The 22,764-nt window shown below is 67.6% G+C and carries 27 protein-coding genes; 14 read left to right on the forward strand and 13 right to left on the reverse strand.

Annotation, left to right across the window (positions count from 1 at the left end):
• Window positions 1-162: 162 nt before the first annotated feature.
• From CQY20_RS13000 to CQY20_RS13015, 4 genes are all read left to right on the forward strand, one after another.
• Window positions 163-1,371, forward strand: a complete 1,209-nt coding sequence (locus tag CQY20_RS13000) for a vWA domain-containing protein (RefSeq protein ID WP_097940504.1) — start codon at window positions 163-165, stop codon at window positions 1,369-1,371.
• 486 nt (window positions 1,372-1,857) lie between these two features.
• Complete coding sequence (locus CQY20_RS34495; RefSeq protein ID WP_133119069.1) at window positions 1,858-2,334, forward strand: hypothetical protein; 477 nt, start codon at window positions 1,858-1,860, stop codon at window positions 2,332-2,334.
• 66 nt (window positions 2,335-2,400) lie between these two features.
• Entirely contained in the window at window positions 2,401-2,892 is a 492-nt protein-coding gene (locus CQY20_RS13010) for an ImmA/IrrE family metallo-endopeptidase (RefSeq protein ID WP_097940506.1), read from the forward strand.
• A complete protein-coding gene (locus CQY20_RS13015) occupies window positions 2,889-4,058 on the forward strand; it encodes a hypothetical protein (protein WP_097940507.1) in 1,170 nt (389 codons plus the stop codon). The genes CQY20_RS13010 and CQY20_RS13015 overlap by 4 nt, the downstream gene beginning before the upstream one ends.
• Window positions 4,059-4,108: 50 nt before the next feature.
• On the opposite strand, the gene CQY20_RS13020 is transcribed toward CQY20_RS13015, so the two are convergent.
• From CQY20_RS13020 to CQY20_RS13035, 4 genes are all read right to left on the reverse strand, one after another.
• Window positions 4,109-4,507 (reverse strand): helix-turn-helix domain-containing protein, encoded by a 399-nt coding sequence (locus CQY20_RS13020; protein ID WP_097940580.1) that lies wholly within the window; start codon window positions 4,505-4,507, stop codon window positions 4,109-4,111.
• Between the two features lie 389 nt (window positions 4,508-4,896).
• Window positions 4,897-5,604 (reverse strand): TMEM165/GDT1 family protein, encoded by a 708-nt coding sequence (locus tag CQY20_RS13025; RefSeq protein WP_097940581.1) that lies wholly within the window; start codon window positions 5,602-5,604, stop codon window positions 4,897-4,899.
• Window positions 5,605-5,864: 260 nt separating this feature from the next.
• Entirely contained in the window at window positions 5,865-6,398 is a 534-nt protein-coding gene (locus CQY20_RS13030; RefSeq protein WP_097940508.1) for a peptidase, read from the reverse strand.
• A gap of 114 nt (window positions 6,399-6,512) precedes the next feature.
• A complete protein-coding gene (locus tag CQY20_RS13035) occupies window positions 6,513-6,854 on the reverse strand; it encodes a S24/S26 family peptidase (RefSeq protein ID WP_371871051.1) in 342 nt (113 codons plus the stop codon).
• 22 nt (window positions 6,855-6,876) lie between these two features.
• On the opposite strand from CQY20_RS13035, the gene sodN reads away from it, so the two are divergent.
• Complete coding sequence (gene sodN, locus CQY20_RS13040; protein WP_097940509.1) at window positions 6,877-7,299, forward strand: superoxide dismutase, Ni; 423 nt, start codon at window positions 6,877-6,879, stop codon at window positions 7,297-7,299.
• Between the two features lie 76 nt (window positions 7,300-7,375).
• Here the strand turns inward: sodN and CQY20_RS34840 are convergent, their stop codons facing one another.
• A complete protein-coding gene (locus CQY20_RS34840) occupies window positions 7,376-7,528 on the reverse strand; it encodes a hypothetical protein (RefSeq protein WP_165789256.1) in 153 nt (50 codons plus the stop codon).
• Between the two features lie 359 nt (window positions 7,529-7,887).
• On the opposite strand from CQY20_RS34840, the gene CQY20_RS13045 reads away from it, so the two are divergent.
• From CQY20_RS13045 to CQY20_RS13055, 3 genes are read left to right on the forward strand one after another with little or no spacing between them, the layout of a single operon-like run.
• Window positions 7,888-8,232: a rhodanese-like domain-containing protein gene (locus tag CQY20_RS13045; RefSeq protein ID WP_097940510.1), complete on the forward strand. Its 345-nt coding sequence runs from the start codon at window positions 7,888-7,890 to the stop codon at window positions 8,230-8,232.
• Between the two features lie 23 nt (window positions 8,233-8,255).
• On the forward strand, window positions 8,256-9,362 hold the full coding sequence (locus CQY20_RS13050; protein WP_097940511.1) for a DUF4328 domain-containing protein: 1,107 nt from the start codon (window positions 8,256-8,258) through the stop codon (window positions 9,360-9,362).
• A 4-nt stretch (window positions 9,363-9,366) separates the two neighbouring features.
• On the forward strand, window positions 9,367-10,203 hold the full coding sequence (locus CQY20_RS13055; RefSeq protein WP_097940512.1) for a glycerophosphodiester phosphodiesterase: 837 nt from the start codon (window positions 9,367-9,369) through the stop codon (window positions 10,201-10,203).
• A gap of 17 nt (window positions 10,204-10,220) precedes the next feature.
• On the opposite strand, the gene CQY20_RS13060 is transcribed toward CQY20_RS13055, so the two are convergent.
• Genes CQY20_RS13060 through CQY20_RS13070 form a run of 3 tightly spaced genes read right to left on the reverse strand, consistent with a single transcriptional unit; the run spans window position 10,221 to window position 13,045 of the window.
• A complete protein-coding gene (locus CQY20_RS13060; protein ID WP_097940513.1) occupies window positions 10,221-11,450 on the reverse strand; it encodes an LCP family protein in 1,230 nt (409 codons plus the stop codon).
• A gap of 21 nt (window positions 11,451-11,471) precedes the next feature.
• The gene (locus CQY20_RS13065; RefSeq protein WP_097940514.1) at window positions 11,472-12,236 is read right to left on the reverse strand and encodes a CPBP family intramembrane glutamic endopeptidase; all 765 of its coding nucleotides are present in this window, start codon (window positions 12,234-12,236) and stop codon (window positions 11,472-11,474) included.
• 5 nt (window positions 12,237-12,241) lie between these two features.
• Window positions 12,242-13,045, reverse strand: a complete 804-nt coding sequence (locus CQY20_RS13070) for a DUF2470 domain-containing protein (protein ID WP_097940515.1) — start codon at window positions 13,043-13,045, stop codon at window positions 12,242-12,244.
• Window positions 13,046-13,158: 113 nt separating this feature from the next.
• On the opposite strand from CQY20_RS13070, the gene pheA reads away from it, so the two are divergent.
• Both pheA and CQY20_RS13080 read left to right on the forward strand, forming a co-directional pair.
• A complete protein-coding gene (gene pheA, locus CQY20_RS13075; RefSeq protein ID WP_097940516.1) occupies window positions 13,159-14,106 on the forward strand; it encodes a prephenate dehydratase in 948 nt (315 codons plus the stop codon).
• A complete protein-coding gene (locus CQY20_RS13080; protein ID WP_097940517.1) occupies window positions 14,103-14,789 on the forward strand; it encodes a histidine phosphatase family protein in 687 nt (228 codons plus the stop codon). Before pheA ends, CQY20_RS13080 begins: the two co-directional genes overlap by 4 nt.
• Here CQY20_RS13080 and CQY20_RS35455 read toward each other — a convergent pair.
• Genes CQY20_RS35455 through CQY20_RS13095 form a run of 3 tightly spaced genes read right to left on the reverse strand, consistent with a single transcriptional unit; the run spans window position 14,744 to window position 16,906 of the window.
• Window positions 14,744-14,953, reverse strand: a complete 210-nt coding sequence (locus CQY20_RS35455; RefSeq protein ID WP_097940518.1) for a hypothetical protein — start codon at window positions 14,951-14,953, stop codon at window positions 14,744-14,746. The two genes, CQY20_RS13080 and CQY20_RS35455, sit on opposite strands and share 46 nt — an antisense overlap.
• A gap of 53 nt (window positions 14,954-15,006) precedes the next feature.
• Window positions 15,007-15,357, reverse strand: a complete 351-nt coding sequence (locus CQY20_RS13090; protein ID WP_097940519.1) for a metallopeptidase family protein — start codon at window positions 15,355-15,357, stop codon at window positions 15,007-15,009.
• Window positions 15,358-15,361: 4 nt separating this feature from the next.
• A complete protein-coding gene (locus tag CQY20_RS13095) occupies window positions 15,362-16,906 on the reverse strand; it encodes a septum formation family protein (RefSeq protein WP_097940520.1) in 1,545 nt (514 codons plus the stop codon).
• Window positions 16,907-16,988: 82 nt separating this feature from the next.
• Between CQY20_RS13095 and serS the strand changes: the two genes are divergently transcribed.
• The 3 genes from serS to CQY20_RS13110 all read left to right on the forward strand — a co-directional run bounded on the left by serS (window position 16,989) and on the right by CQY20_RS13110 (window position 20,081).
• Window positions 16,989-18,245 carry a serine--tRNA ligase gene (gene serS / locus CQY20_RS13100; RefSeq protein WP_097940521.1) on the forward strand — a complete coding sequence of 419 codons (1,257 nt, stop codon included), beginning with the start codon at window positions 16,989-16,991 and terminating at the stop codon, window positions 18,243-18,245.
• Window positions 18,246-18,342: 97 nt separating this feature from the next.
• Complete coding sequence (locus tag CQY20_RS13105) at window positions 18,343-19,494, forward strand: zinc-dependent alcohol dehydrogenase (RefSeq protein WP_097940522.1); 1,152 nt, start codon at window positions 18,343-18,345, stop codon at window positions 19,492-19,494.
• 11 nt (window positions 19,495-19,505) lie between these two features.
• The gene (locus tag CQY20_RS13110; protein WP_097940523.1) at window positions 19,506-20,081 is read left to right on the forward strand and encodes a hypothetical protein; all 576 of its coding nucleotides are present in this window, start codon (window positions 19,506-19,508) and stop codon (window positions 20,079-20,081) included.
• Here the strand turns inward: CQY20_RS13110 and CQY20_RS13115 are convergent.
• Both CQY20_RS13115 and CQY20_RS13120 read right to left on the reverse strand, forming a co-directional pair.
• On the reverse strand, window positions 20,078-20,416 hold the full coding sequence (locus CQY20_RS13115; protein ID WP_097940524.1) for a hypothetical protein: 339 nt from the start codon (window positions 20,414-20,416) through the stop codon (window positions 20,078-20,080). The genes CQY20_RS13110 and CQY20_RS13115 overlap by 4 nt on opposite strands.
• Entirely contained in the window at window positions 20,413-21,963 is a 1,551-nt protein-coding gene (locus CQY20_RS13120; RefSeq protein ID WP_097940525.1) for an MBL fold metallo-hydrolase, read from the reverse strand. Before CQY20_RS13120 ends, CQY20_RS13115 begins: the two co-directional genes overlap by 4 nt.
• A 230-nt stretch (window positions 21,964-22,193) precedes the next feature.
• Between CQY20_RS13120 and CQY20_RS13125 the strand changes: the two genes are divergently transcribed.
• Window positions 22,194-22,667, forward strand: a complete 474-nt coding sequence (locus CQY20_RS13125) for a hypothetical protein (RefSeq protein WP_133119070.1) — start codon at window positions 22,194-22,196, stop codon at window positions 22,665-22,667.
• Window positions 22,668-22,764: the final 97 nt, after the last annotated feature.

The raw sequence follows: 22,764 nt of genomic DNA on the forward strand, positions 1-22,764 counted from the left end.
GTTGCCGCAGTCCAGTCCGAACCCGAACCCATCGACCTGCTGGACCTCGCCGGTGGCGGTGCGCTGCTGAAGTACGGGCCCTACGCGGCGGTAGGTTTGCTGGTGGCGGCGTTGCTGTTCCTCCTGGGTCGGCGCAGCGCAAGCAAAGGCGCGTAGTCGTCGGTGGCTTCGCCGTTTCTGCTGCGCGGCGTCGATCTCGCAGCCTTCGCCGCCGCCCTGGTAGCACGCTTGCGTGGTGCCGGGTTGCTGGTGTCCGCCAGCAGTGCAGCAGGACTCGTCGAGGCACTGCGCCGGTTCTGGCCGACTGACCGGGAACAGCTGTACTGGACCGCCCGGCTGACACTTGTTAGCCGGGCGGAGGACCTGATTGGCTTCGACGCCGCGTTCGACGCTCTGTTCGCCGACGCCGTCCTGGGTTTGGACCCGCCCGGCCTCAAACAAAGTCTCGGCACCACGACGGTACCCGAGCCCGGCGTGCGGGGCCGACAGCACGCACAGGCTGAGGGCGGTTTGCCGTGGGCGACCCGGCCAGCGTCGATCACAGCAGCGAGCGAGGACAACGACAGCGACATCGGTATTCCCGAGATGCTGCCCAGTCGGCTCGTCGCGCGCGCCGAGGAGCCGTTCGAACGTTTTGACGCGGCCGATCTACGCCTGATCGGCTCCTGGCTGGAACAGGCGGTGGCTCGCTGGCCGCGTCGTCGGAGTCTGCGCCGCGAACCGCATCCGCATGGAAAGCGCATCGACTTGCGGCGCACCATGAAAGCGTCGCGGGCCACCGGCTGGGAGCCGGTCGTACTCGCGCGGACCCGGCCGCGCCAGCACTCCCGGCGCATGGTGCTGATGTGCGACGTCAGCGGGTCGATGCAGGCCTATGCATCCGTCTATCTGCACTTGATGCGTGCGGCGGCGTTGCAGCAGAAGGGGATGCGGCCGGAGGTTTTCGCCTTCTCGACATCGCTGACCCGACTGACTCCGGTGCTGTCACATCGGTCCGCGGAGGTGGCGCTGGCGCGCGCCAACGCCAAGGTCGCCGACCGCTACGGCGGTACCCACCTCGGGCGGAGTGTCACCGAATTGCTGGCCACGTCGCACGGTAATGCGCTGCGCGGCGCGGTGGTGATCATCGCTTCCGACGGTTGGGACAGCGATCCGCCGGAGCTGCTGGCGCGAGCGGTCGCCCGGGTTCGCCGGCGTGCGCATCAGCTGGTGTGGCTCAACCCGCGGGCCGCGCGCCCGGGATTTCAGCCGCTGGCCGGGGCGATGGCGGCCGCGTTGCCGTACTGCGACGCCGTGCTGCCGGCGCATTCGCTTTCTGGGTTGCAGGAGCTGTTCGCGGTGCTGGCCGAGGGATCGGGCTACCGAGCATGAGTCTGACCGCGGTGCTGATCACCGGGCTGACGGCGGGCGCAGGCATGTGCGCGGTCGCCCAGGGTGGGCTGCTTGCAGCGGTCGCACGACTCGCGGGCTGAATCCCCTCGCAATGTCGTTGGCCAGCCGGACAGAGATACCAAGCGGCGCGGCAACCACTCCCAGGGCTCGTGGGGTGGTCCAGGGCCCAAGGCACCGCCGCGAGGCGAGAGGCCTGAACCGGGTAAGCACTGGCATCCACGACCACACCATCCACGGCCCGGTAAACCACACCATCCGCGGCCGGGCAAGGACCATCCCGGCTGGCCCAACGATCCGAAGGACCCGCAGAATCCGGAGGACCCCTGCGATGAAAATCCCGGTCCACCGGTCGGTCAACCACCGCCGGGAAGCGGCGGAAGCGGCGCGGGCGGCGCGAGCGGCGGTGGCGGTAGCGACGGCGCGATCGTCGGACTGCCGGGCTTCAGGCCGCCGAAGGTCCCCGAGATGCAACTGCCGGACGAACTGCGCCCCTCCCAACCGGGCGCGCCGGGCGGACCGGCCGCGTTGGATGCGGGCGCGGGTGCGGTCGCGCCGGCGCCCGTCGTACCCGCGCCGATCACGATGCCGGTGATCGTCGCGCCGCCCGTCGGAGTCGGCACAGGGGCAGGAGGCGCCGGATCCGGCGGGGCAGGCTCAGGTCCGCCGCCGCCCCCCGCGCCCCGCGCCGTCACCGCGCCGCCGCCCACCGGCCGTGTCCCGCCGGCCAACGCGGGTGGCACTGCGCCAGTACCGAAATCGTCGTATCGACTTGGCTACACGGAGTACCTGCGGACCGCCGGATTACCGCAGGTGGCCGCCGTGGCCGTGCCCGGAATCGTGGGCATTCTCGTGCTCACCGGCGCAGGGGGATTGGTTGGATATAGGCAGGCGAAAGCCGGCCACGCCGTGCGGGTGGGCGGCTCAGCACGTTTCATGAGGTAGTACTACAAACTGCCCCCCGCAACGCGGCCGGGCAGCGCATAGTGGAGTCGTCGAGAGGGGGTTCTCATGCCAGCCAGCCGTCGCGTCACACGCGCAGTGAGCGCGGTGCTGGATCTCGCCCCGCGACGCGGCGAGATCTCGTTGCCCCGCCTTGTCGAAGCCGTCAGCGCAGACCGCAATCGACCGATCGAATTGAAGATGGCCGATCTGCCGCCGGGTGTGTGCGGGCAGTGGCGTCAGTACGCCGACCGCGACGTCTTCCTCATCCAGAAGGGGCTTCCCGCCTGGGACCGCACCCTGGCCCATGAGCTGGGGCACCTGGTCCTCGGTCACGATGGCGTTCCCGTCGTCCAAGCCGCCCGCGCGGAGACGGAAGTCGCCAGCTTCGACCTGATCGGCTACATGCTCAACCAGCGCACCGGCTGCATGGGGCCGAGCGGCGAGGACGCCGAACAGGAAGCCGAGGACTTCGCGGCGCTGCTCATCTATCGCCTGGGCAGGCTGCCCTCCGACCGCTCCTCGATCGTGCAGGTTCGGCTCGGAGAGGCGTTTGGTTGATCATCTGGGTGATCGCCGGTCTGCTGGGACTTGCCACCGGCCTGCGCATCGGATGGGCCCTGGTCAACAAGCAGTCATTGGTGAGCACCGCCATGATCCTGGCGCTGGGCAGCCTTGGCCTGGTCGCGGCGCTGAATTGGCAACCGCTGACACTGCTGCTGGACACGCTGCTGCGCTGGCCGAACATCTCGATGGGCCTGAGCCAGGTGGCGCTGGTGGCCTGCGCCGCGGGCAGCTGCGTGATGATCACGACGGTCTCGTCGCCGCGTAAACCCGCAACTCTGCGCCGCATCGCGATGCTGCAGTACGCCGTCGCGGCGGTCATCGCCATCGCGACCCTGGTCGCCTTCTTCGCCGCAGGCCAGCAGCCGGAGATGTCGCCGCAGGAGTATCTGCGGCGCAACCTCGGCTCGGACAACACGTCGCTGCCGTGGCTGCTGCCGCTGCTGTATGTGCTGCTTGCGCTGACCCTGGTGTCGTGGGCAGGCATGCGCCACTCGAATCGCACCCGGCGCGGGCGGGCGCTGTTCGTGTTCACGATCGGCATCGTGTTGATCGTGCTGGCCAGCGCGTTCTTCCTGCTACGGGCGGTCGGCACGACCGAGCTCGTCGGGGTCGGCGCCGCCGCGACGCTGCTGGGCTGCGCCATGTTGGTGGTGGCCGCGGGCTCCCTGCTGCCCAGCGTCGAGGACTGGTTCGGCGCGCGCCGCGAGTTGCGGATCATCGCGCCGCTGCTCGATGAGCTCAGCCGCCGACACCCCGATGTGGGCATCGGGGTGCGGCCGCGCGGGCCGCTGGTGTTCCGGGTGGCCGAGCGGATGTCGTTGATTTCCGACGCCCTGTTCCTCGAGGCCACAGCCGCCGACTCCGCGCTGCGCCATCGGGTGGACGCGGCGGGCGCGTCGGCCGATCACGACCTCGAGCAGGAGATCAGCGATATGTCGGACATCGAGACACCCGACGTCGAACCCGAGGAACAAGCGCGCGCGATCGCCGAGTGGATCTATGCCGGCCGCGACGCGACCGACGAGCAGACCAAGCGCGCGCTATTTCCCGGGTTGGGCTGGCTGCGCCAGCCGACCACCTATTCAGACCGCGAGTGGATCCTCGCTATCGCCAACCAGTATCGGCAGCTGGACCGGGCGGGAGCCGCAGCCACCTCGTGATGGAGATCGATGATCACTTCGCCGGGTGCCACATGAGCGGACCCTGCGGGCTAATCGTCGAGGTGCTCCTTGCGGCGCAGTTCCTCGGCCTTTTGAACCAGGTCCTGTTGCGCTTCAGCGGATAGACCGACCGTCCTTGCCGCAATACGGCGGACGCCCTCGTCCCGCATATTGGCCAGCCAGGTCAATTCCTTGTCGAGCTTCTCGTAGTACTCGTCATCGGTGAAGTAAGCCGGCTTGATCCGGAAGAAGTTGGCAAGGGCAGCCATGGTGGCCGCGGACGGGTTCGTACGGTTGCCTGAACGCAGCTGGGAGAGATACGGAGCAGACATGGTGATGCCTTCGGCCTTGAGGGCTGCGATCACCTCAGCTGACGTATGCGGACCGCGCCCGGGCGGGTAGACCGTGTCGAACAGTCGGTTCAGACGATCGGCGAACGTCTTGCTCATCGATATGACCTCCACATGCTGACAGAGCGGATTAGTTAGGCGGCGTATTTGCTGATCATCGTAGCGAGAGTTGTGCCAACAACCAAGTGCAAACCGCGTAAAAGTTAACCCCGCTTTTTCTTCAAGGGGCTTGATAGCGCTTTAAGCAGGACGTTTAGACCATATCTCATCAATGTCTCACGGTGCATGCAAGCAAATTTTGACGGATAGGTAGCAGAACCTTAGCTCCTGGGCGCACGACCATTGGCTATGTGCTCGCCGAGGTGGGAACGGGCAACCGAGAACAACCGTCTCGGTGTTCCTGGGGGTGTTTGCTGGAATCGCGGTGCCGCGGACATCCTCCCGACAAGCACGGGTGGACTCCAAATCGTGGAATTGCCATCCCGAAATCACGACCGGTCCGGTGACGGCTCCATCGGCCCGACTTCCGGCGCGGGCGCCCGCCGCAGGCGTATCACGGCGACGACGCCGGCGATGACCGCGACCGCCGCGATCGCCGCGGTGATCGCGATGGCCGCCAGGTGCCAACCCAGCGCGCCGTTGAACAGCATCCACAGACCGAACAACAGGAACAGCACGGCTGCGGCGCGGTGCAGGAAGCGCTCGGGCAGCTGCTTGTGCAGCACGACACCGACGGCGACAGCGACACCGTCGGCGAGCACCATGCCCAGGGTCGCGCCGATCCACACGCCGGCCCAGTTGTAGTCGCTGGCGAGCGCGACCGTGGCCAGCATGGTCTTGTCGCCGAGCTCGGCCAGCACGAACGAGGACACGATCGCGAGCAGGACATGCCGTGGAGCGACGGCCGTGCGGACCTCTTCGTCGCCGTTGTCGCGGCTCTCCCGCCACGTCCAGATGGCGAACAGCAGGAAGACGATCGCCGCGCCGAGCGCTATGGGGCGTTCGGGCAGGGTCATGCCGAGGAAATGGCCGATGGTCACCGACACCCCGTGCACGAGGAATGAGGCGATCGCGACCCCGGACAGCACCACCCACCAGCGATAGCGCAGCGCGTAGGTCATCGTCATCAACTGGGATTTGTCGCCGAGTTCGGCGAGGAAGACGACTCCGAGGCTGACCAGTGTGGCGGCAAGCATGCACAACCTTTCGACACGTCGCGCGACGGCCGAGTTGAATTCGGTCTTGTCACGCATTCGGTCGAAGGTCTCGCCCACCGCGTGCCTTGCGGTTCGCCGGCCGGGCTGTGCGCCAGTATGTCGACCCGACGATTGGGGGCTACTCCCCTTCGCTGACGAACCCACGATAACGACGAATCCGGCTGCCCGCCACCGCCGGCGGCAAGTTCGGCTACCCGTAATTCGGTTTTCGAACTTCGAATTAAGCGGTTCGAAAACCCTTATGCGGCAAGGAGCATCGCGAGGATCGCGGTGTCGGGATCGCTTATCGGGTCGATGCCGACACGGCTCACCAACGACGTGACCGTGCCATCGGCTTCCGCTTCCACCCACGCGGCGCGGTGCTCGAGGCCAAGATGTGGAAGGCCGGGCAGCAGAACGCAACCCGATGCGGCCCCCGAACACTCCGGAAGCGACGGCGTCGTCTCCGACGGCGGGTGCAGCATGATCAGCGCCGGCGGCTGATGGTCGGCGAAATGCCCTGGCGCGACGGCGTTCTCGCCGACGACCGGGCCCTCGGCGACGACCAGGCCGACGGTGCCTGGCTCAGGTGACTCGGGTAGCTCCTCGCGGGCGCCGAAAATCGTTGTAGTGGACAGCAATCCGGGAAGGGATGCCACCCGGACGGCCAGCTTCAAGACTTGCGCCCACTCTTTCGTGGAATCCGGCCAGCGGCCGGACACCACGAATCCCTTGAGGGATCCCCGTGAATGAAATGGGGCGATTTCGATCGCCCGACCGGACCCCGTGTCCATCTCGCCTCCGCGACTCCGACTTTCGGTAGTTTTCGGAACCTGCCCGACACACCGTTGGGTCGATTAGCTACAGGATGTATCCAAATGCGCCTAGCAGGCAAGAGGACGCGAGTGCTAACGGGCGGCCTTTGCCCGCACCGTCCACACCACGCGGTATGAACCCGCGGCGGGCACCCAGCCGAACCGCCGTGAATCGACGGCGCCTGGGGCGTCCGGATTGTCGGAGCGCGCCTCGAAAGTCGCTGTGGCTCCTGTCCCGCGGACTTCACCGACGCGCTTGACGAGCCAACGCGACGGCAGGGTGGGGTCGGGAAAGACGCGCAACTGGCCGCGCCGAATTCGCCCGCCGCGCAGCGCCAACAAGCCGTCGCCGGGGCGCAGCGTGGGGCGCATCGAGTCCTCGACAACGGCGAAGCGGCGCAGCGGCCAATGCCGGAGTGGATGGTTGCCGCGCATGCCGAAAGGGTAGGTTAGGGGCATGCTGCATCGACTTTTCTCCAACGCAACTCCTGCCCATGCTCACTGCGATTTGTACTGCGGCGTCTACGACCCCGCGCAGGCCAAGATTGAAGCGCTGTCGTGCCTGAAGACGATTCAGAAGTATCACGACTCCGACGATGAGCACTTCAAGGCGCGCGCCATCATCATCAAGGAGCGGCAGGCCGAGGAGGTCAAGCATCATCTGATGGTGCTGTGGGCCGACTTCTTCTCCAAGGAGCACTTCGAGCAGTTCCCGAATCTGCACCAGCTGTTCTGGGACGGCGTGCATGGCGCGGGTGATGTCAAGAAGTCGCTCGATGTCGCCGTCGCCGAGAAGCTGCTCAAGACGATCGACGAGATCGCCGACATCTTCTGGCAGACCGACAAGGGCAAGCAGATGGGTGTCTACCCGCCTGCCTGACGCCGATCGATCACAACAGACCGACAAAGCAGACGGCCCTGGCTCTCCGACGGGAGAGACCAGGGCCGCTTTACGCCTAGTACAGGACGATCAGGGCGAGTATGCCCAGCAGCACCAGCGCGATGACGCCGGCGCGGACGAAGGCCACCAGCTGGCTGCGCGCGTAGACGTGCGCCGACGACTGCCACTCCGAGGCGGCGGATCCGGTTCCGAACGGATGCGACGTCATCTATAAGCCCCTGACCTGCGCGTTCAAATACCCACCCCCGTGAGATCCCTCACAACTGCCTGTTGTGACGCCGATCATAAACCTTTGTCAGCTCGGGGCGAAATCGGGCGCCTGGCCGTCGAATCACGGACCAAAAGTTAGAAGGGCAAGACATTTCGCTCACCGATCCCCGCCCTGTTGATCACTATTCGATAACGACCCCAGGTTATCCACAGTGACCCCAAGGAATCTCACAGATTCGGTAGCTCAGAGACACCCTCCGGGCTCGCCGGCCTGTGGATGAACCTGTGGAAATTGTGGATAGTGCGACATTGCTGCTTGACGTGTGTCGACAAATCCTCGCTCCGTAGCATGACGGCATGGACCGCGCAGGAGATGTTCGAGAGGTACAGGTGTCCGGGGTGCCGACCAGCTTCGACGAGTCGGTGGTCCTCCTCGACGTCCGAGAAGACGACGAATGGCAGCGCGGCCACGCCGAGGGCGCCATCCACATCCCGATGGGGCAGGTGCCCGCCCGCATGAGCGAGATCGATCCGAACGCCAAGCTGTTCGTGGTCTGCCACCTCGGCGGCCGCTCCATGCGGGTGGCCGGCTACCTCGCGCAGAACGGCTACGCACCGATCAACGTCGCCGGCGGCATGCAGGCCTGGGTCGACGCCGGCAGGCCGGTCATCACCGACGGCGGCGGCGTCGGCACCGTATGAGCAACCGTCGTTAGGCTGGTCGAATGATCCAGGTGTGTTCCCAGTGTGGGACGCGGTGGAATGTGCGGGACCGGCAGCGAGTCTGGTGTCCGCGGTGCAATGGCACCCTGCTGGCCCCGTCGGCGACGCCACCGCAGTCGGAGTGGCGTCCGACCGCACCGGCGGTGCGCCCGTCCGGGCAAGGCGCCCAGAACGCGCCGCCCCGGCTGCCACCGGGCTACCGCTGGATCGCCGTCCGTCCGGGGGCTCCGCCGCCGCCGCGCCGCCGCCCGCGTCATCCGGGCCCGACACCTCGCTACACCGAGATCCCCCGCTGGGGGCTGGTCGAGCCGGTCCAACCCGCCGAGACGGAGCAGCAGCAGGCAGAGCCGCGGCGCGGGCCTTCGACGGCAGCGCTGCGGGCCGTCCTGGTCACGACCATCACGGTGCTCGGCATCGCGGCGTTCGTGCACCTGGTGCGCTACGTGCTGCTCATCATCAACCGCGAGGTGCTGTTGAACCCCGTGGTGGCGTGGGCGGCCACCGGGTTGGGGGTGCTGGTCAGCGTGGCCGCGCTCTTCCTGATCTTCGCCACCTTCGTCCTGCTGACGAACTGGCTGATCGCGCGCCGGGCGGCGGCGTTCAAATACGTTGGTAGAGAAGAGCATCGCCCTCTATGGGCGCTGCGTGCCGGCTGTCTGGTGCCGTTCGTGAACCTGGTCTGGGCGCCGGTCTTCGTGATGGAGTTGGCCGGCGTCGAAGACCGCTTGGCGCACCTGCGCAGGCCGATCACGGTGTGGTGGGTGGTGTGGGCCATGAGCACCGCGGTGTCGGTGTTTTCCATCGCAACGAGTTTCACCACCGACGCCCAAGGCATCGCCGACAACACCGTGACCACGATCGTGGCGTATCTCATCGCCATGGCGGCGGTGGTCCTGGCGGGCCGGGTGCTGCTGGGCTTCGAGCGCAGCCCCGTCGAGAAGCCGACCACGCGGTGGGTGCTCGTCGCCGACCGGTCGGCCGACGAGCAGGGGGAACGGCACCCCGACGACACCGCGGCGGACGAGACATCGAAGCAGGAATCGGACCACACATCGGACGGCGAATCCGGCGTTCCGGTTGAGTCCGAAGGCCAGAATTCGGCAGCATAACCCTATGAGCACGGGCGACGTCGGAGCCGGCCAAGGGTCCGGCGGTCACCCGTTCGTGGTGGCGCATCGAGGAGCGTCAGCCGAACGTCCCGAGCACACCCTGGCCGCCTACGAACTCGCGCTGAAAGAGGGCGCCGACGGTGTGGAGTGCGATGTCCGGCTGACCCGCGACGGGCATCTGGTGTGTGTGCACGACCGCCGAGTGGATCGCACGTCCGACGGCACCGGGCTCGTCAGCGAGATGACGCTGGCCGAGCTGAGGGAGTTGAATTTCGGCTCCTGGCATGCCAGTTGGCGCGGCGACGGTTCGCACGGCGACACCGGAGTGCTGACGCTCGACGCGCTTGTCTCGCTGGTGCTCGACTGGCATCGCCCGGTGAAGCTGTTCATCGAAACCAAGCATCCGGTGCGCTACGGCGCGCTGGTGGAGAGCAAGGTGCTTGCGCTGCTGCACCGCTACGGCATCGCCTCGCCCGCGTCGGCCGACCTGTCGCGTGCGGTGGTGATGTCGTTCTCGGCCGCGGCCGTGTGGCGGATCCGGCGGGCCGCTCCGCTGCTGCCCACCGTGCTGCTCGGCGAGACGTCCCGCTTCCTGGGCGGCAGCGCGGCCACCACCGTCGGTGCCACCGCGGTCGGTCCCTCGATCGCCACGCTGCGCGAGCATCCCGAACTCGTCGACCGCGCCGCCGCGCAGGGCCGCGCGCTGTACTGCTGGACCGTCGACCATTACGAGGACGTGCGCTACTGCGGTGACCTCGAGGTGGCGTGGGTGGCGACCAATCATCCGGGCCGCACCAAGGACTGGCTGCAGAACGGCCTCACCGGTGCGGGCCGCGACTGAGCGCGACCAGGACGCGGTTACGGGATCGCCCCGGCGTCGAGCACGTCCTGGGGCACCGGTGTGTCCGATCTCAACGCGGAAAACAGTTGTTCGGCGGTGCCCTCATCCCACACCACGACGGAACCCGAATTGCCGCCGGTGAATTCGCCGATCGGCACGGTGGTGGTGGTGACGTCACCGCGCAGCGCCCACGCCAGCCGGGCCAGATCCCACACGTGATCGTCGGTGTTGACCGACAGCGAGTCGCCGACCGCGCGGGCCATAGGTAACCAGCGCAGCGGGTTGAGCAACACGGTCGGGCTGGCGGCGCGGTGCATCAGCGCCGACATGAATTGGCGCTGGTTGACCATGCGGTCCAGATCGGCACGCGGAGTGGCGCGGGTGCGGACATAACCGAGCGCGGTGCGGCCGTCGAGCTTCTGGCAGCCCGGCTGCAGATCGATTCCTGCCAACGGGTCGACGATCGGCTCCGGCGGACACATCGTCACGCCGCCAACGGCATCGACGAGCCGGGCGAATCCGTCGAACTCGACTTCGGCGTAATGGTCGAGGCGCAATCCCGTTGCCTGCTCGATGGTTTGGGCCAGCAGCGGGGCTCCGCCGAAGGCGAACGCGGCGTTGATCTTGTCCGAGCCGTAGTCGGGGATGTCGGTATACGAGTCGCGCGGAATCGACACCATCGTCGTCGGGGTGTCCGACCACAACGCGGGAATGTGCACCAGCAGGATCGTGTCGGTGTGCCCGTTGCCGATATCGCCGCCGGTGCCCAGTTCGGCCTGCTGCTCGGGCGACAACCCCTGCCTGCTGTCCGACCCGACGAGCAACCAGGTCGTGCCTTTGCCCGCTGCGGGCCGGTCGGCGTAGTCCGGCAGTGCCGCGATCCGGTGCAGTTTGGTGTCGACCCAGAACGCGGTGCCGATCAGGCCGACGACGCCAAGCACCGCGACGAGGAACAGGGCGAGCACGACGCGACGCAGCCGTCCCTTCTTGCGGGGTGGCCGCGGTGCGGGCGGGGCTTGCCGCGCAACGCGATTGGGTGGCCGGGGCGGTGGTCGGTGCGACGGCGGTGGTGGCGGCCGATGTGGTGGTGGCCGGAAGGACGGCGGCGGGGGTGGCGGCGCCGGGCGCCGCTGCGGCGTTGCGGGATTGGGTGGCCACGCCGGCGGCGGTCGGTAGTTCGGGTCCCGCCGGATCACCTGTGACGGCTCACGCCGCCGCCGGGGCGGAGGCTGCCGATCGCCGTTCACAAAAAGACTGTACGTGCTCGGCTACTTCAACCAGCCCAGATGGCTCGCGAGCAGGGCATATCCGACGAAGGCCACGGTGTCGATCACGCCGTGGGCGATCACCAGCGGCCACAGCCGCCCGGTGCGCCGCCACGTGTAGCCGAACACCAGGCCCATCGCCAGGTTGCCCAGGCCTGCGCCCCAACCCTGGTACAGGTGGTAGGCGCCGCGCAGCAGGCTGGTGGCGACCAACGCGACGATCGGGTGTACCCGCAGTTGCTGCAGCCGGGTCAGCAGATACCCGACGACGATGACTTCCTCGGCCCAGCCGTTGGCGAAGGCCAACAGGATCAGCACCGGGATGTGCCACCACGAGTGCTCCTGCGTGGACGGCTCGACCGCGACGCTCATGCCGAGTGCCCGCGCCGCGATGTACAGCCCGAGACCGGGCAAGCCGATGAGGGCGGCCAGGCCGATGCCGCCGAGCACGTCGGGCCGCAGCCGGATCCGGCCCAGCCCGATCCGCGCGAGCCCAATGCCGCTGCGCCACAACAGATACAGCCCCAGGCAGCCCCATGCCACCAGTTGCGCGACCCTCGCCAGGTTGAGTCCGAGGTTGATCAGGTCGAACGGCGACAGCCGCGGATTGAGCGCGACGGTCTGCTTGGCCAGATTGAGCAGGATCGCCTCGACGAGGTCGAGGATCGCGGTGTAGGCGCTCAGGCCGAACGTGACCGCGAGGACGACGGCGATCTCGATGCGAAGCGCGTGCCGGTTGGATCCGGTCAGATCCTCGGTCGCGCTCACCGAAGCTACGGTAGCGGGCGCCTCGCCCGCAGGCCGTTGAGGAAGGGGCACCCCATCAGTATCCGGATCGCCTTCGACAGGCCGGTCACGTCGTCGACCGGCTTCGGGAACGCCAGCCGCACATCGTGATCGCCCTCGTCGTTCTCGACGCGCAACTGCACGCCGTAGCGGTCAAGGCCGAGCGGTCGAACGCGGCCGCGCCGCAACGACGGCGGCAGCCGGTCGGCCAGCCGGTCGATGACGTCGCGGTGCGCAACCTCCATGTGCCGCAGCCAGCAGGACTCCATCGCGGCGAACGGGTCGGGCCGCGCCTGCAGCAGCGCGCTGACGCCGATCGACTCCGCGCCCGTCGAGTCGGCGGCCACGACGGACTCCACCTCCAGCCGAACCAGCGTCAGCCGATCGTCGCAGTCGGCTGGATTAGTCGAATTCACTTGCAGTAGCGCAGGATTGGGGTTCTCTTCGGCGATCAGGTCGAGCAGCGCGGGCACCTCGCCGTCCGGTACGGCGTGCACGCTGCCGCGGATCCACACCAGCGAGCGCACCGGTTCGCGCAACGGAAGCGGCGCATAGTCGGTCATCTCGAGTACTGCCTGTACCCCCGCGGCGCCAGCGGAGATTGCCATCTCGGCCACGACGCCATGCACCGGAACGGTGATCGCGAAGGAACCGTCGCCAAGCAGGTGATGCACCGCGCACGTGGTCGGTTCGACGCCTTCGATGGCCAGCATCGCGCCGCCCGCCCGCGCGCAGGTGCTTCGGATCCGTTCGGCCGTTGTCGGTGCCGTCGTCGTTGCCGGTGCCGCCATAAGCTCCCCTCCTGTAGATAAGGTGACCCTAACTTAGCGTTGCCTAACTCGACCCGCAAGACGCACCTCTCGACAGCCCGGGTCTGGGCACGGTGACCGGATAGGGTTGATTTGTGCCCCGCATCGCCTATCTCGGCCCCGAAGGAACCTTCACCGAGGCGGCTCTGATCCGGATGGCCGGCGAGGGCATGTTGCCTGGTGGCGGCGCTTTCAGCGACGTCGACCCGCTACCCACCGACAGCACCACCGCCGCCGTGGCGGCCGTCCGCTCCGGCGATGCCGACTACGCGTGCGTGCCGATCGAAAACTCGATCGAGGGATCGGTGCTGCCGACGTTGGACAGCCTCGCCACCGGCCCGGAGGTGCAGATCTTCACCGAACTCACCCTCGACGTCGCGTTCACGATCGCGGTGCGCCCCAACACAGCCGCGGGTGACGTGCGTACTGTCGCCGCGTTCCCGGTCGCCAGCGCGCAGGTGCGCAACTGGCTGGCCGCCAACCTGCCGTCGGCCCGGCTGATTCCGGCCATCTCCAATGCCGCGGCGGCCAGCGATGTCGCCGAGGGCCGCGCCGATGCGGGCGTGAGCACGGCGCTGGCCGCCGAACGGTACGGGCTCGAGGCACTGGCGTCCGGCGTCGTCGACGAACCCAACGCCAGGACCCGGTTCGTGCTCGTCGGGCAGCCCGCTCCGCCACCGCCGAGCACCGGCGCGGACCGCACCTCCGTGGTGTTGCGCCTCGACAACGTCCCTGGGGCGCTGGTGTCGGCGCTGACCGAGTTCGCCATCCGCGATATCGACCTGACGCGAATCGAATCCCGGCCCACCAGAAGGGAGTTGGGCACCTACATCTTCTTCCTCGACTGTGTCGGCCACATCGACGACGACGCCGTCGCCGAGGCACTCAAAGCGCTTCACCGTCGTTGTGCAGATGTGCGTTATCTCGGATCGTGGCCGACCGGGTCGGCCGTAGGTGCTCTGCCCCCGAATCTGGACGAACCCTCGCAGTGGCTGGCGATGCTGCGGGACGGCAAACGGCCCCAGGGAGCGGATGGCCCATGAGTGGGCGGCTGATCCTGGTGCGGCACGGGCAGTCGAAGGGCAACGCGGAACGGCGGCTGGACACCCGCCCGCCCGGCGCCGAACTCACCGACCTCGGCCGCGAACAGGCCCGCGGATTCGCGCAGGGCTGGCGACACGAGATCGGGATGGTCGTGCACTCGGTGGCCGTACGCGCCGCGCAGACCGCCGCCGAGATCGGCAACCATCGCCGGCTGCGGCCGGTCGAGCACGACGGCATCCATGAGGTGCAGGTCGGCGAGTTGGAGAACCGCAGCGACGACGCCGCCATCGAGGAGTTCAACCGGATCTACCAACGCTGGCACGAAGGCGATCTAGACCATCCGCTGCCAGAAGGCGAGACCGGCCGCGAGGTGCTGGAGCGCTACGTCCCGGTGCTCACCCAGCTGCGGGTGCGCTATCTCGACGACGACGCGTGGCGCCGCGACATCGTGGTCGTGAGCCACGGCGCGGCGATTCGTCTGGTGGCAGCCACCCTGGCCGGCGTCGACGGTAGCTTCGCGCTGGACCATCACCTCGGCAACGCCGGCTCGATCGTGCTCGCGCCGATCACCGACGGGAGGTGGAGCTGTCTGCACTGGGGCGCCAAGGCGCCGCCGTTCTATCCCGAGCCCGACGTTCACCCCGTCGAGGACGCGCTGTCCTCCGCCGACCCCATGGGTTGAGCGCAGGTACACCCGACGGCCTCGCAGTCGATCTTGAAGGCGTGCACCACCTCGGGTGTCACGCAATCGTCCTCGGTGCACTCCGTCCACGTCAGCGCGTGATGGATGACGGTGCCGTGGCAGTGGTCGAGACCTTCTCGACACTCGCGGCAGGCGTTATCCATGGCCCCTTGATAGCACCACCGAGCGACAATTCGTGGTTGCCGCGCTGAGGAATTCAGGCCCAGCCGAGTTCGTGGAGCCGATCGTCGTCGATGCCGAAGTGGTGGGCGATCTCGTGGATGACCGTCACCGCGACCTCGTCGACCAGCTGCTCCTCGGTGTCGCAGACATCCATCAGCGCTTCGCGGTAGATCGTGATGGTGTCGGGCAGCGAACCCGCATACCACGAATCCCGTTCGGTGAGCGCGACGCCGTGATACAGCCCGAGCAGATCGGGCTCGTCGGGATTGCGGTCCTCGACGAGGACGACGACGTTGTCGAGCGCAGCGGCCAGTTCCGGGGGGATCATGTCCAGCGCGTCGGCCACCAGCTCGTCAAAGCGCTGCGAGCTGACCCGCACAGGCATCGGATTACGGCCCAGGTGGCGGCGGCACGACCGGTTCACCCGGCGGTGGGGCAGGCGCGGGCGGCGCGGCCTCAGGCGGCGGCGGGCCGGGCACCGGCGGTGGCGGCGCCTGCTCGACCGGAGGCGGTGGTGCGGCGGGAGCCGGAGGCGGCCCCGCGAAGGGGGCCGGAGGCGCCCCCGGCGGCGGCGGTGGGACGTCGCCCGGCGGTGGAGGCACGTCGCCAGGAGGTGGCGGCACGTCGCCAGGAGGTGGCGGCACGTCGCCAGGAGGTGGCGGCGCCTCGCCCGGGGGAGCGCCGTTGAGGAACGTATTGCCCGGTTCCTCCGGCGCCTGCGTCGCCGACGTCGACTGCCCCCCGTGGTTCGTGGTGCCCGCCTGCTGGCCGTGCTGGGTGGTCTGCGAGCCGCTGGACGAGTTGCTGGAGGAGTCGCTCTGGTCGTAGGTGCTGGTCTGACCGCTCGAGGAGACATCCGGCATCGGGATCGGCGGGAAGTTCAGCCGCTCCTCCGGGATGTCGGGCGGCGGGACCGGGGGCTGGCCGTTGATCTGCAGCGGCCCCTTGGCGCTGTTCAGCAGCGTCGACCAGCCGCCGTTGCCGAGCGTGGCGCCGATGCTGCAGGACACCTGATGGCTGCCCGCCGACCAACTCGGCAGCGAGATCGTGCTGTAGATCAGCGTCAGCGTGGTGCTGCGCAGCTGGATCGGAGCCAGATACTCGTCGGTGAGCCGGGTGCACTCATCCTTGATGAATTTGTCCTGCTCGGGCTCGGGAGGCAGGCCGCCGGGGAACTTGGCGGCGACGTTGACGGCGCCGGTCACCTCCATGGCGTGCGGCGTCGCGCAGTCGACGGGGATGTCGGTCGGCTGATTGGTGGCCGGGTCGATGCCCAGGCACGTGCCCGCCGGCCACACCTTGGACTGGTCGATCTCGGCGACCTTGCCCTTGAACGGCAGCTGCGTGTTGTTCGGCCCTGGCAGCTGCAGCCCGCACAGCATGCGGCGCTCACCGTTCTGCTTCCACGCCTTATCGCCCGACCACATCATGCTGATCGTGAACTTGCTGTTCGGGTCGAACTTCTCGCCGAGGTAGCGGCGCACCGCCAGCTGGCACTGCTCCTGGCTGATCTGCTGGATGCGTGCAGGCGACGGTGGTGCGGCGTCCGGCCCGTACTCGCTGCCCGGGAAGGTGCGCATGTCGACGATCTCGGCGACCTCGAAGCGGTGCTCGTCCTTGCAGTCGACCACCTGGGCGCCGTCGGGGTTGCCGTCCGGCCAGTTCAGGCAGTTGCCCGCGTTGGCCTTGGAGAAGGTCTCGGCGCCGCGCAGGCCCAGTGCGATCGCGTTGGGTGGCAGCCCGGGGCCGCCGGGACCGGCCGGAATGGCGGTCAGGATGCCGGCGATCAGGAGCCCGCCGAGGGCGGTCAACAGCAGTGCGCGACGGGTGGATGTGGCGTGCAGGCTGCGCCACCACATCACCTTTCGAGCGGGGTGGTCTGCCTCGTCAGCGGGCGCTTCGGCCTGCTCGGGTGCATCCAACATCCGCTCCATTGTGACAGGCGCGTCGGGTGCTGTGACAAGTGAGGCAGATGTAACGTTATGTGGTTGTGCTCACGGCGGTAGGGTTTGCGCCGTGATCGACCTCAAGCTGCTGCGCGAAGACCCCGACAAGGTGCGCGCCTCCCAGCGCGCCCGTGGTGAGGATCCCGGCCTCGTCGACGCGTTGTTGGAGGCGGACGCCGCCCGCCGTGCCGCGGTGACAGCCGCCGACAACCTGCGTGCCGAGCAGAAGGCCGCCAGTAAGAAGGTGGGCGCCGCGTCGCCCGAGGACCGGCCCGCACTCCTGGAGCGGGCCAAGGAACTCGCCGAGAAGGTCAAGGCCGCCGAGGCGCAGCAGGCCGACGCGGAGAAGGCCTTCCTCGCCGCGCAGATGGCCATCTCCAACGTCATCATCGACGGCGTCCCCGCAGGCGGCGAGGACGACTTCCGCGTGCTCGACACCGTCGGTGAGCCCCCGGCCATCACAGATCCGAAAGACCATGTCGCCCTTGGGGAATCGCTGGGCCTGTTCGACCTGGAGCGCGGCGCCAAGGTGTCGGGGGCGCGCTTTTATTTCCTCACCGGCTACGGCGCGCTGCTGCAACTGGCACTCATGCAACTGGCGGTTCGGCTGGCCACCGACAACGGCTTCACGCTCGTCGTCCCGCCGGTGCTGGTGCGGCCCGAGGTGATGGAGGGCACCGGCTTCCTCGGCGCGCACAGTGAGGAGGTGTACCGGCTGGAGGCCGACGACCTCTATCTCGTTGGCACCTCGGAAGTTCCGCTTGCGGGCTATCACTCGAACGAGATTCTCGACCTGTCCTCGGGTCCGTTGCGCTACGCCGGCTGGTCGTCCTGCTTCCGGCGCGAGGCGGGCAGCCACGGCAAGGACACCCGCGGCATCATTCGGGTGCACCAGTTCGACAAGGTCGAAGGCTTCATCTACTGCAAACCCGAAGAGGCCGAGGCTGAACACGAGCGGCTGCTGGGCTGGGAACGCCAGATGCTGGCCAACATCGAGGTGCCCTACCGCATCGTCGACATCGCCGCGGGCGACCTCGGTGCCTCAGCGGCACGCAAATACGACTGCGAGGCCTGGATCCCGACGCAGCAGACCTACCGCGAACTGACCTCGACGTCCAACTGCACGACGTTTCAGGCCCGCAGGCTCGCGATTCGCTACCGCGACGAGAACGGCAAGCCGCAGACGGCGGCGACGCTGAACGGGACGCTGGCCACCACGCGGTGGCTGGTCGCGATCCTGGAAAACCACCAGCAGCCCGACGGCAGCGTGCGGGTGCCCGCCGCGCTGGTGCCCTACGTCGGGACCGAGGTGCTCGAGCCGCGCTAGCCCCGATGAGGTTTCTCCTTTCGCACGCCGGGTAGGACAAGGTGACTCACCGCGCACGCGAGGAGCACAAAAGGCCGGTTGTGGAGGAGATTCCCAGATGCGAGCGATGGTGTATCGCGGCCCGTACAAGGTGCGGATCGAAGAGAAGGACATCCCGCCGATCGAGCATCCCAACGATGCGATCGTTGCGGTGCAGTTGGCCGCGATCTGCGGCTCCGACCTGCACCTGTATCACGGCATGATGCCCGACACGCGCGTCGGCATGACGTTCGGGCACGAGTTCATCGGCGTGGTGCACGAGGTGGGGCCGTCGGTGCAGAACCTCAAGCCCGGCGACCGCGTGATGGTGCCGTTCAACATCTACTGCGGTTCCTGCTACTTCTGCGCCCGCGGCCTGTATTCCAACTGTCACAACGTCAATCCCAACGCGACCGCCGTCGGCGGCATCTACGGCTATTCGCACACCTGCGGCGGATACGATGGCGGGCAGGCCGAATTCGTGCGGGTGCCGTTCGCCGATGTGGGGCCCGCGCTCATCCCGGACTGGATGTCCGACGAGGATGCGCTGATGTGCACCGACGCGTTGGCCACCGGATACTTCGGCGCGCAGCTGGGCGACATCGCCGAGGGCGACGTGGTGGTCGTGTTCGGTGCTGGGCCGGTGGGCCTCTACGCCGCTGCGTCGTCGTGGTTGATGGGCGCCGGCCGGGTCATCGTGGTCGACTACCTGGACTACCGGTTGGAGAAGGCCCGCACGTTCGCCCACGCCGAGACGGTCAACTTCGCCGAGTACGACGACATCGTCGTGGAAATGAAAAGGACCACAGGGGGTTTGGGCGCCGATGTGGTCATCGACGCGGTCGGCGCCGAAGCCGACGGCAACCTGCTGCAACACGTCACGTCCGCGAAGCTGAAGATGCAGGGCGGCTCGCCGATCGCGCTGAACTGGGCGATCGACTCCGTGCGCAAGGGCGGCACCGTCTCGGTGATGGGCGCCTACGGCCCGATGTTCAGCGCGGTCAAATTCGGCGACGCGATGAACAAGGGCCTGACGCTGCGCATGAACCAGTGCCCGGTCAAACGGCAGTGGCCGAGGCTGTTCTCCCACATCCAGAACGGCTATCTGAAGCCGAGTGACATTGTCACCCATCGTATTCCACTCGAACACATCGCCGAGGGCTACCACATCTTCTCCGGCAAGCTGGACAACTGCATCAAGCCCGTGATCGTTCCCTCCACCGCCGCCTGAAAGAGATCGCCATGACCTACACAGCCGACCACCCGCCCGTGCCGTCCTCCGAGGAACTGCGTGCGCGCATCCCTGGCTGGGGCGCCGACCTCGACCCCGCCGACCGCCCCGCGGTGCCGAAGTGTCAGAGCCTCGACACCGGCGCGCGGTGGGACTTTCCCGAACGCCAGCCGGAGACGTGGCCGCGCGAACGCTCGATCGAACACCAAATGCTCACACCGGTATTCGGCACATCCACGCCGCCGCGGGGATTGTCGGGCGCGATCCGCAGGCACGCCTACCGCAAATTCAGCGAGGGCCGCGCCGCACACTGGCTGCTGCTGATCCTGGCCGACCGGGTCGACGCCGCCGAAAGCCACGCGCAGTCCGTGCTGAGCCGCCACCCCGACAACCCGATCGCCGAGTCCGGTATCAAGGCCGAGTTCACCCACAAGGGTTGGCAGGACCGAAGCCGGCCGCACCGGGTGGACCGTGCCCATACCTGGATGGACCCGCTGATCGTCGGCGGCCCGTGGCTTGTGGGCGGAGCGGCAGCAGCGACGGCGGTCATCAAGGGCGCGAAGCGTTATGCGCGCCAATCGCCCTAGCGGTCGGTCAGAAGCTCGTCGAGTTTGGCGAGGAAGTCGCTCGGCCGCTGCGGGGTGAACGTCGGCTTGAGCCGCGCCCCTTCGACGTCGAGCGTCACCAACGTCGACTTGATCGGGCGCCAGATGTCCAGCGGCAGCCAGCGACGCAGATCCGAACTGCCCCAGATGCGGAACCGCTGCGTGAACATGCCCAGCGGTTCGGCCTTGTAGCCGCGAATCAACCGCAGCGGAATCACTTTCGACGTGCCCGACGGGAAGTGATAACGCCGCAACGTCAGCGCTTCCTGATCGAGCTGGATCAGGCCGTCGTCGTAGTACTGCCGCGGCGCTGTCATATTTTTTCGCAGCGCAACTCGTGGCCCTTGCTCGTCAGGCACCGTCCGTTCTCCAGGTTCCACTGCCAGCCGTGCAGGTTGCAGGTCAGCGTCGTGCCTTCCACCACACCGAATTTCGACAGGTCCGCCTTCAGGTGCGGGCAGCGCCGCTGCATGCGGTAGCCGTCCAGCTCGATGGTCGCGGTGTCGTCGTGCGCCTCGGCGAACCAGCCGTCGGCGTAGGCGATGCGCTCGTCGGTCAGGCACTTGAAGAACGTGTACAGGTACTCGTTGTAGCCGCCGACCCGCCAGGCCCGGAACCGGGTGGACAGGAAGATGGTGTTGACCCAGTCGGGCTCCTCGTCGCGCAGCACGGTGCGCACCAGCTCGGGTGCGATGGCGAACCCGTAACGGAACTTCTCGTCGGGAACCGGTTCGCGCACAACCCGTTTCGGAAAGTCCAGCACGACCGTTTCCTTGCCGAGGCGCAGCTCCACCGGGTAGCCGATGCCGTCGCAGATCTGGTCGCTCTGGATCATGATCGGCTCGAACCGGGCCCGCAGCAGTTCCAGCAGCGGCTCACCCTCGGCGGGCGCCCAGCGGGATTTCTCCGCGGCCAGCACCAGGGCCATACGCTCGGCGTAGGCGGCGATGTAGTCCGCCTTGCCGGTGGTGAAGATCGCCTCCACCTCGTCGTCCGGCAGCGGGTGGGTCAGCGAATTCAATTGTGTGCCAGTGAAATCAGCGGTCGAGCCGGGGATCATCAGCAGCCCGCCGTTGTGGCCGTGGCTGCGCATCTGCTGCAGGAACACCATCTGGTCGGGGAAGATGTTCGCCGGATCGCCGTGGTCGTCGTTGAGATGACGCAACTCGGGGTCGAGGAAGCACGGCGGACCCGCCGACGGGATGACCCACGTGGCGCCGACCTGGCTGATGTACTGGCGACACCGGTCCATCTGGCGCTGGCGCTTCTGGGTGCCGAAGGCCGTCTTGGCGCGCTCAGGCATGTCGTAGACCATCGGATACCAGATGGCGCCGGAGTACTGCAGCATGTGCACATCCACCTGACCGAAGTCGGCATGCACCACGTCAAGGTCGACGGGCCGCGCGTCGTTCATGTTGAACGCCACGGTCTCTCCGTCGTCGACAATCAGGCCGGAGTCACCGATCGGGCCGTCGGCCGGGGCGCGCAGCGCGATGATCATCACGTCCAGCTCGCCCTTCGGGCCGCTGACCGTGTGCTTGACCGAGTCGGTGGTCTCGAAGAACCGATGAAAGCCCAGCTTCTCGAGCTCGCGGCGCAGGTCGGGCACCGGGAAGTCCGGCAGCAGCACGACCGCGTCCTTGTTCACGTGGGCGCGCAGGTTCTCCGGATCGAAGTGGTCCTTGTGTAGATGGCTGACGTAGAGGTAGTCGCAGTCGCCGATGGCGTCCCAGTCCAGCGTGCTGTTGTCGGGGAACGGAAACCACGACGCGAAGTACGCCGGATTGACCCAGGGGTCGCACAAGATGCTGCCGGCCCGCGTGTCGATTCGAAAACCTGCGTGGCCGACGCTGGTGACCTGCACTTACTGCCTCTCCTGGGGGTGGGAACTCGTGTCGAGTTTAGTCCCCCGCGCGGCCCCGCCATGCCACACGCGCGGTGTCGACGATCACTGATCACTACGTAGAACGGTGCAAGCAGGGACGAGTATTGCCGTGACGGCAAATTTGCTCGTTCAGCCGACTCGGGCGTTGTGCCCATGTTTGAATGCATCACAAGCGCTCAGGCCAGCTATCACAGGCGACGGGAGATGCGATGCCGGAGCAGGCAGGGAAGATCCTTACTTCCAGACAGTGGGTGGCCATGGCCGCGGCCGCGATCGGTGCGGCGGCCGCGATCGCCCTGCCGCCGACCGCATCGGCCGAACCCGACCCGCACATCCCCGACGGGCCAGCCGGCTGGTGTCCCGGTGGCCAGCCCGGTGCCCAAGGCGGCATCAGGTATTGCCTCGGCGCGCCGTTCGCCGACGGCAGCTTCTACGCGCAGACATGGAGTTTCGGTCCCGGCGGACCGTTCGCTCCCGGCGCGTGGCACAGCGGCGCCAGCTGCAGCGTGTGGGTGAACGGCCAGGTTCAGGGCGGGCTGCCCGGAGGGGGGATACCGCAGTGCGGCGGGGGATCCCGATTCGTGAACACCGGTGCCCCGTCTCCGCCTCCCACTCAGGAGCCGTACATGTGGCAGAAGGATCCCGGAGTCTGGCAGGGGCCCTGCCCGCCCACGTGTCCGTAATGCGTTGGCAACTGTCGAATTCATAGAACAAGCGCCGGACTCGCGGGCGAAGCGGCCTGAAACGGCGTCCTGCTCGATTTGCTGTCGTCCGATCACG

Source organism: Mycolicibacterium agri, from assembly GCF_002553505.1.
Classification (GTDB): Bacteria; Actinomycetota; Actinomycetes; order Mycobacteriales; family Mycobacteriaceae; genus Mycobacterium; species Mycobacterium agri.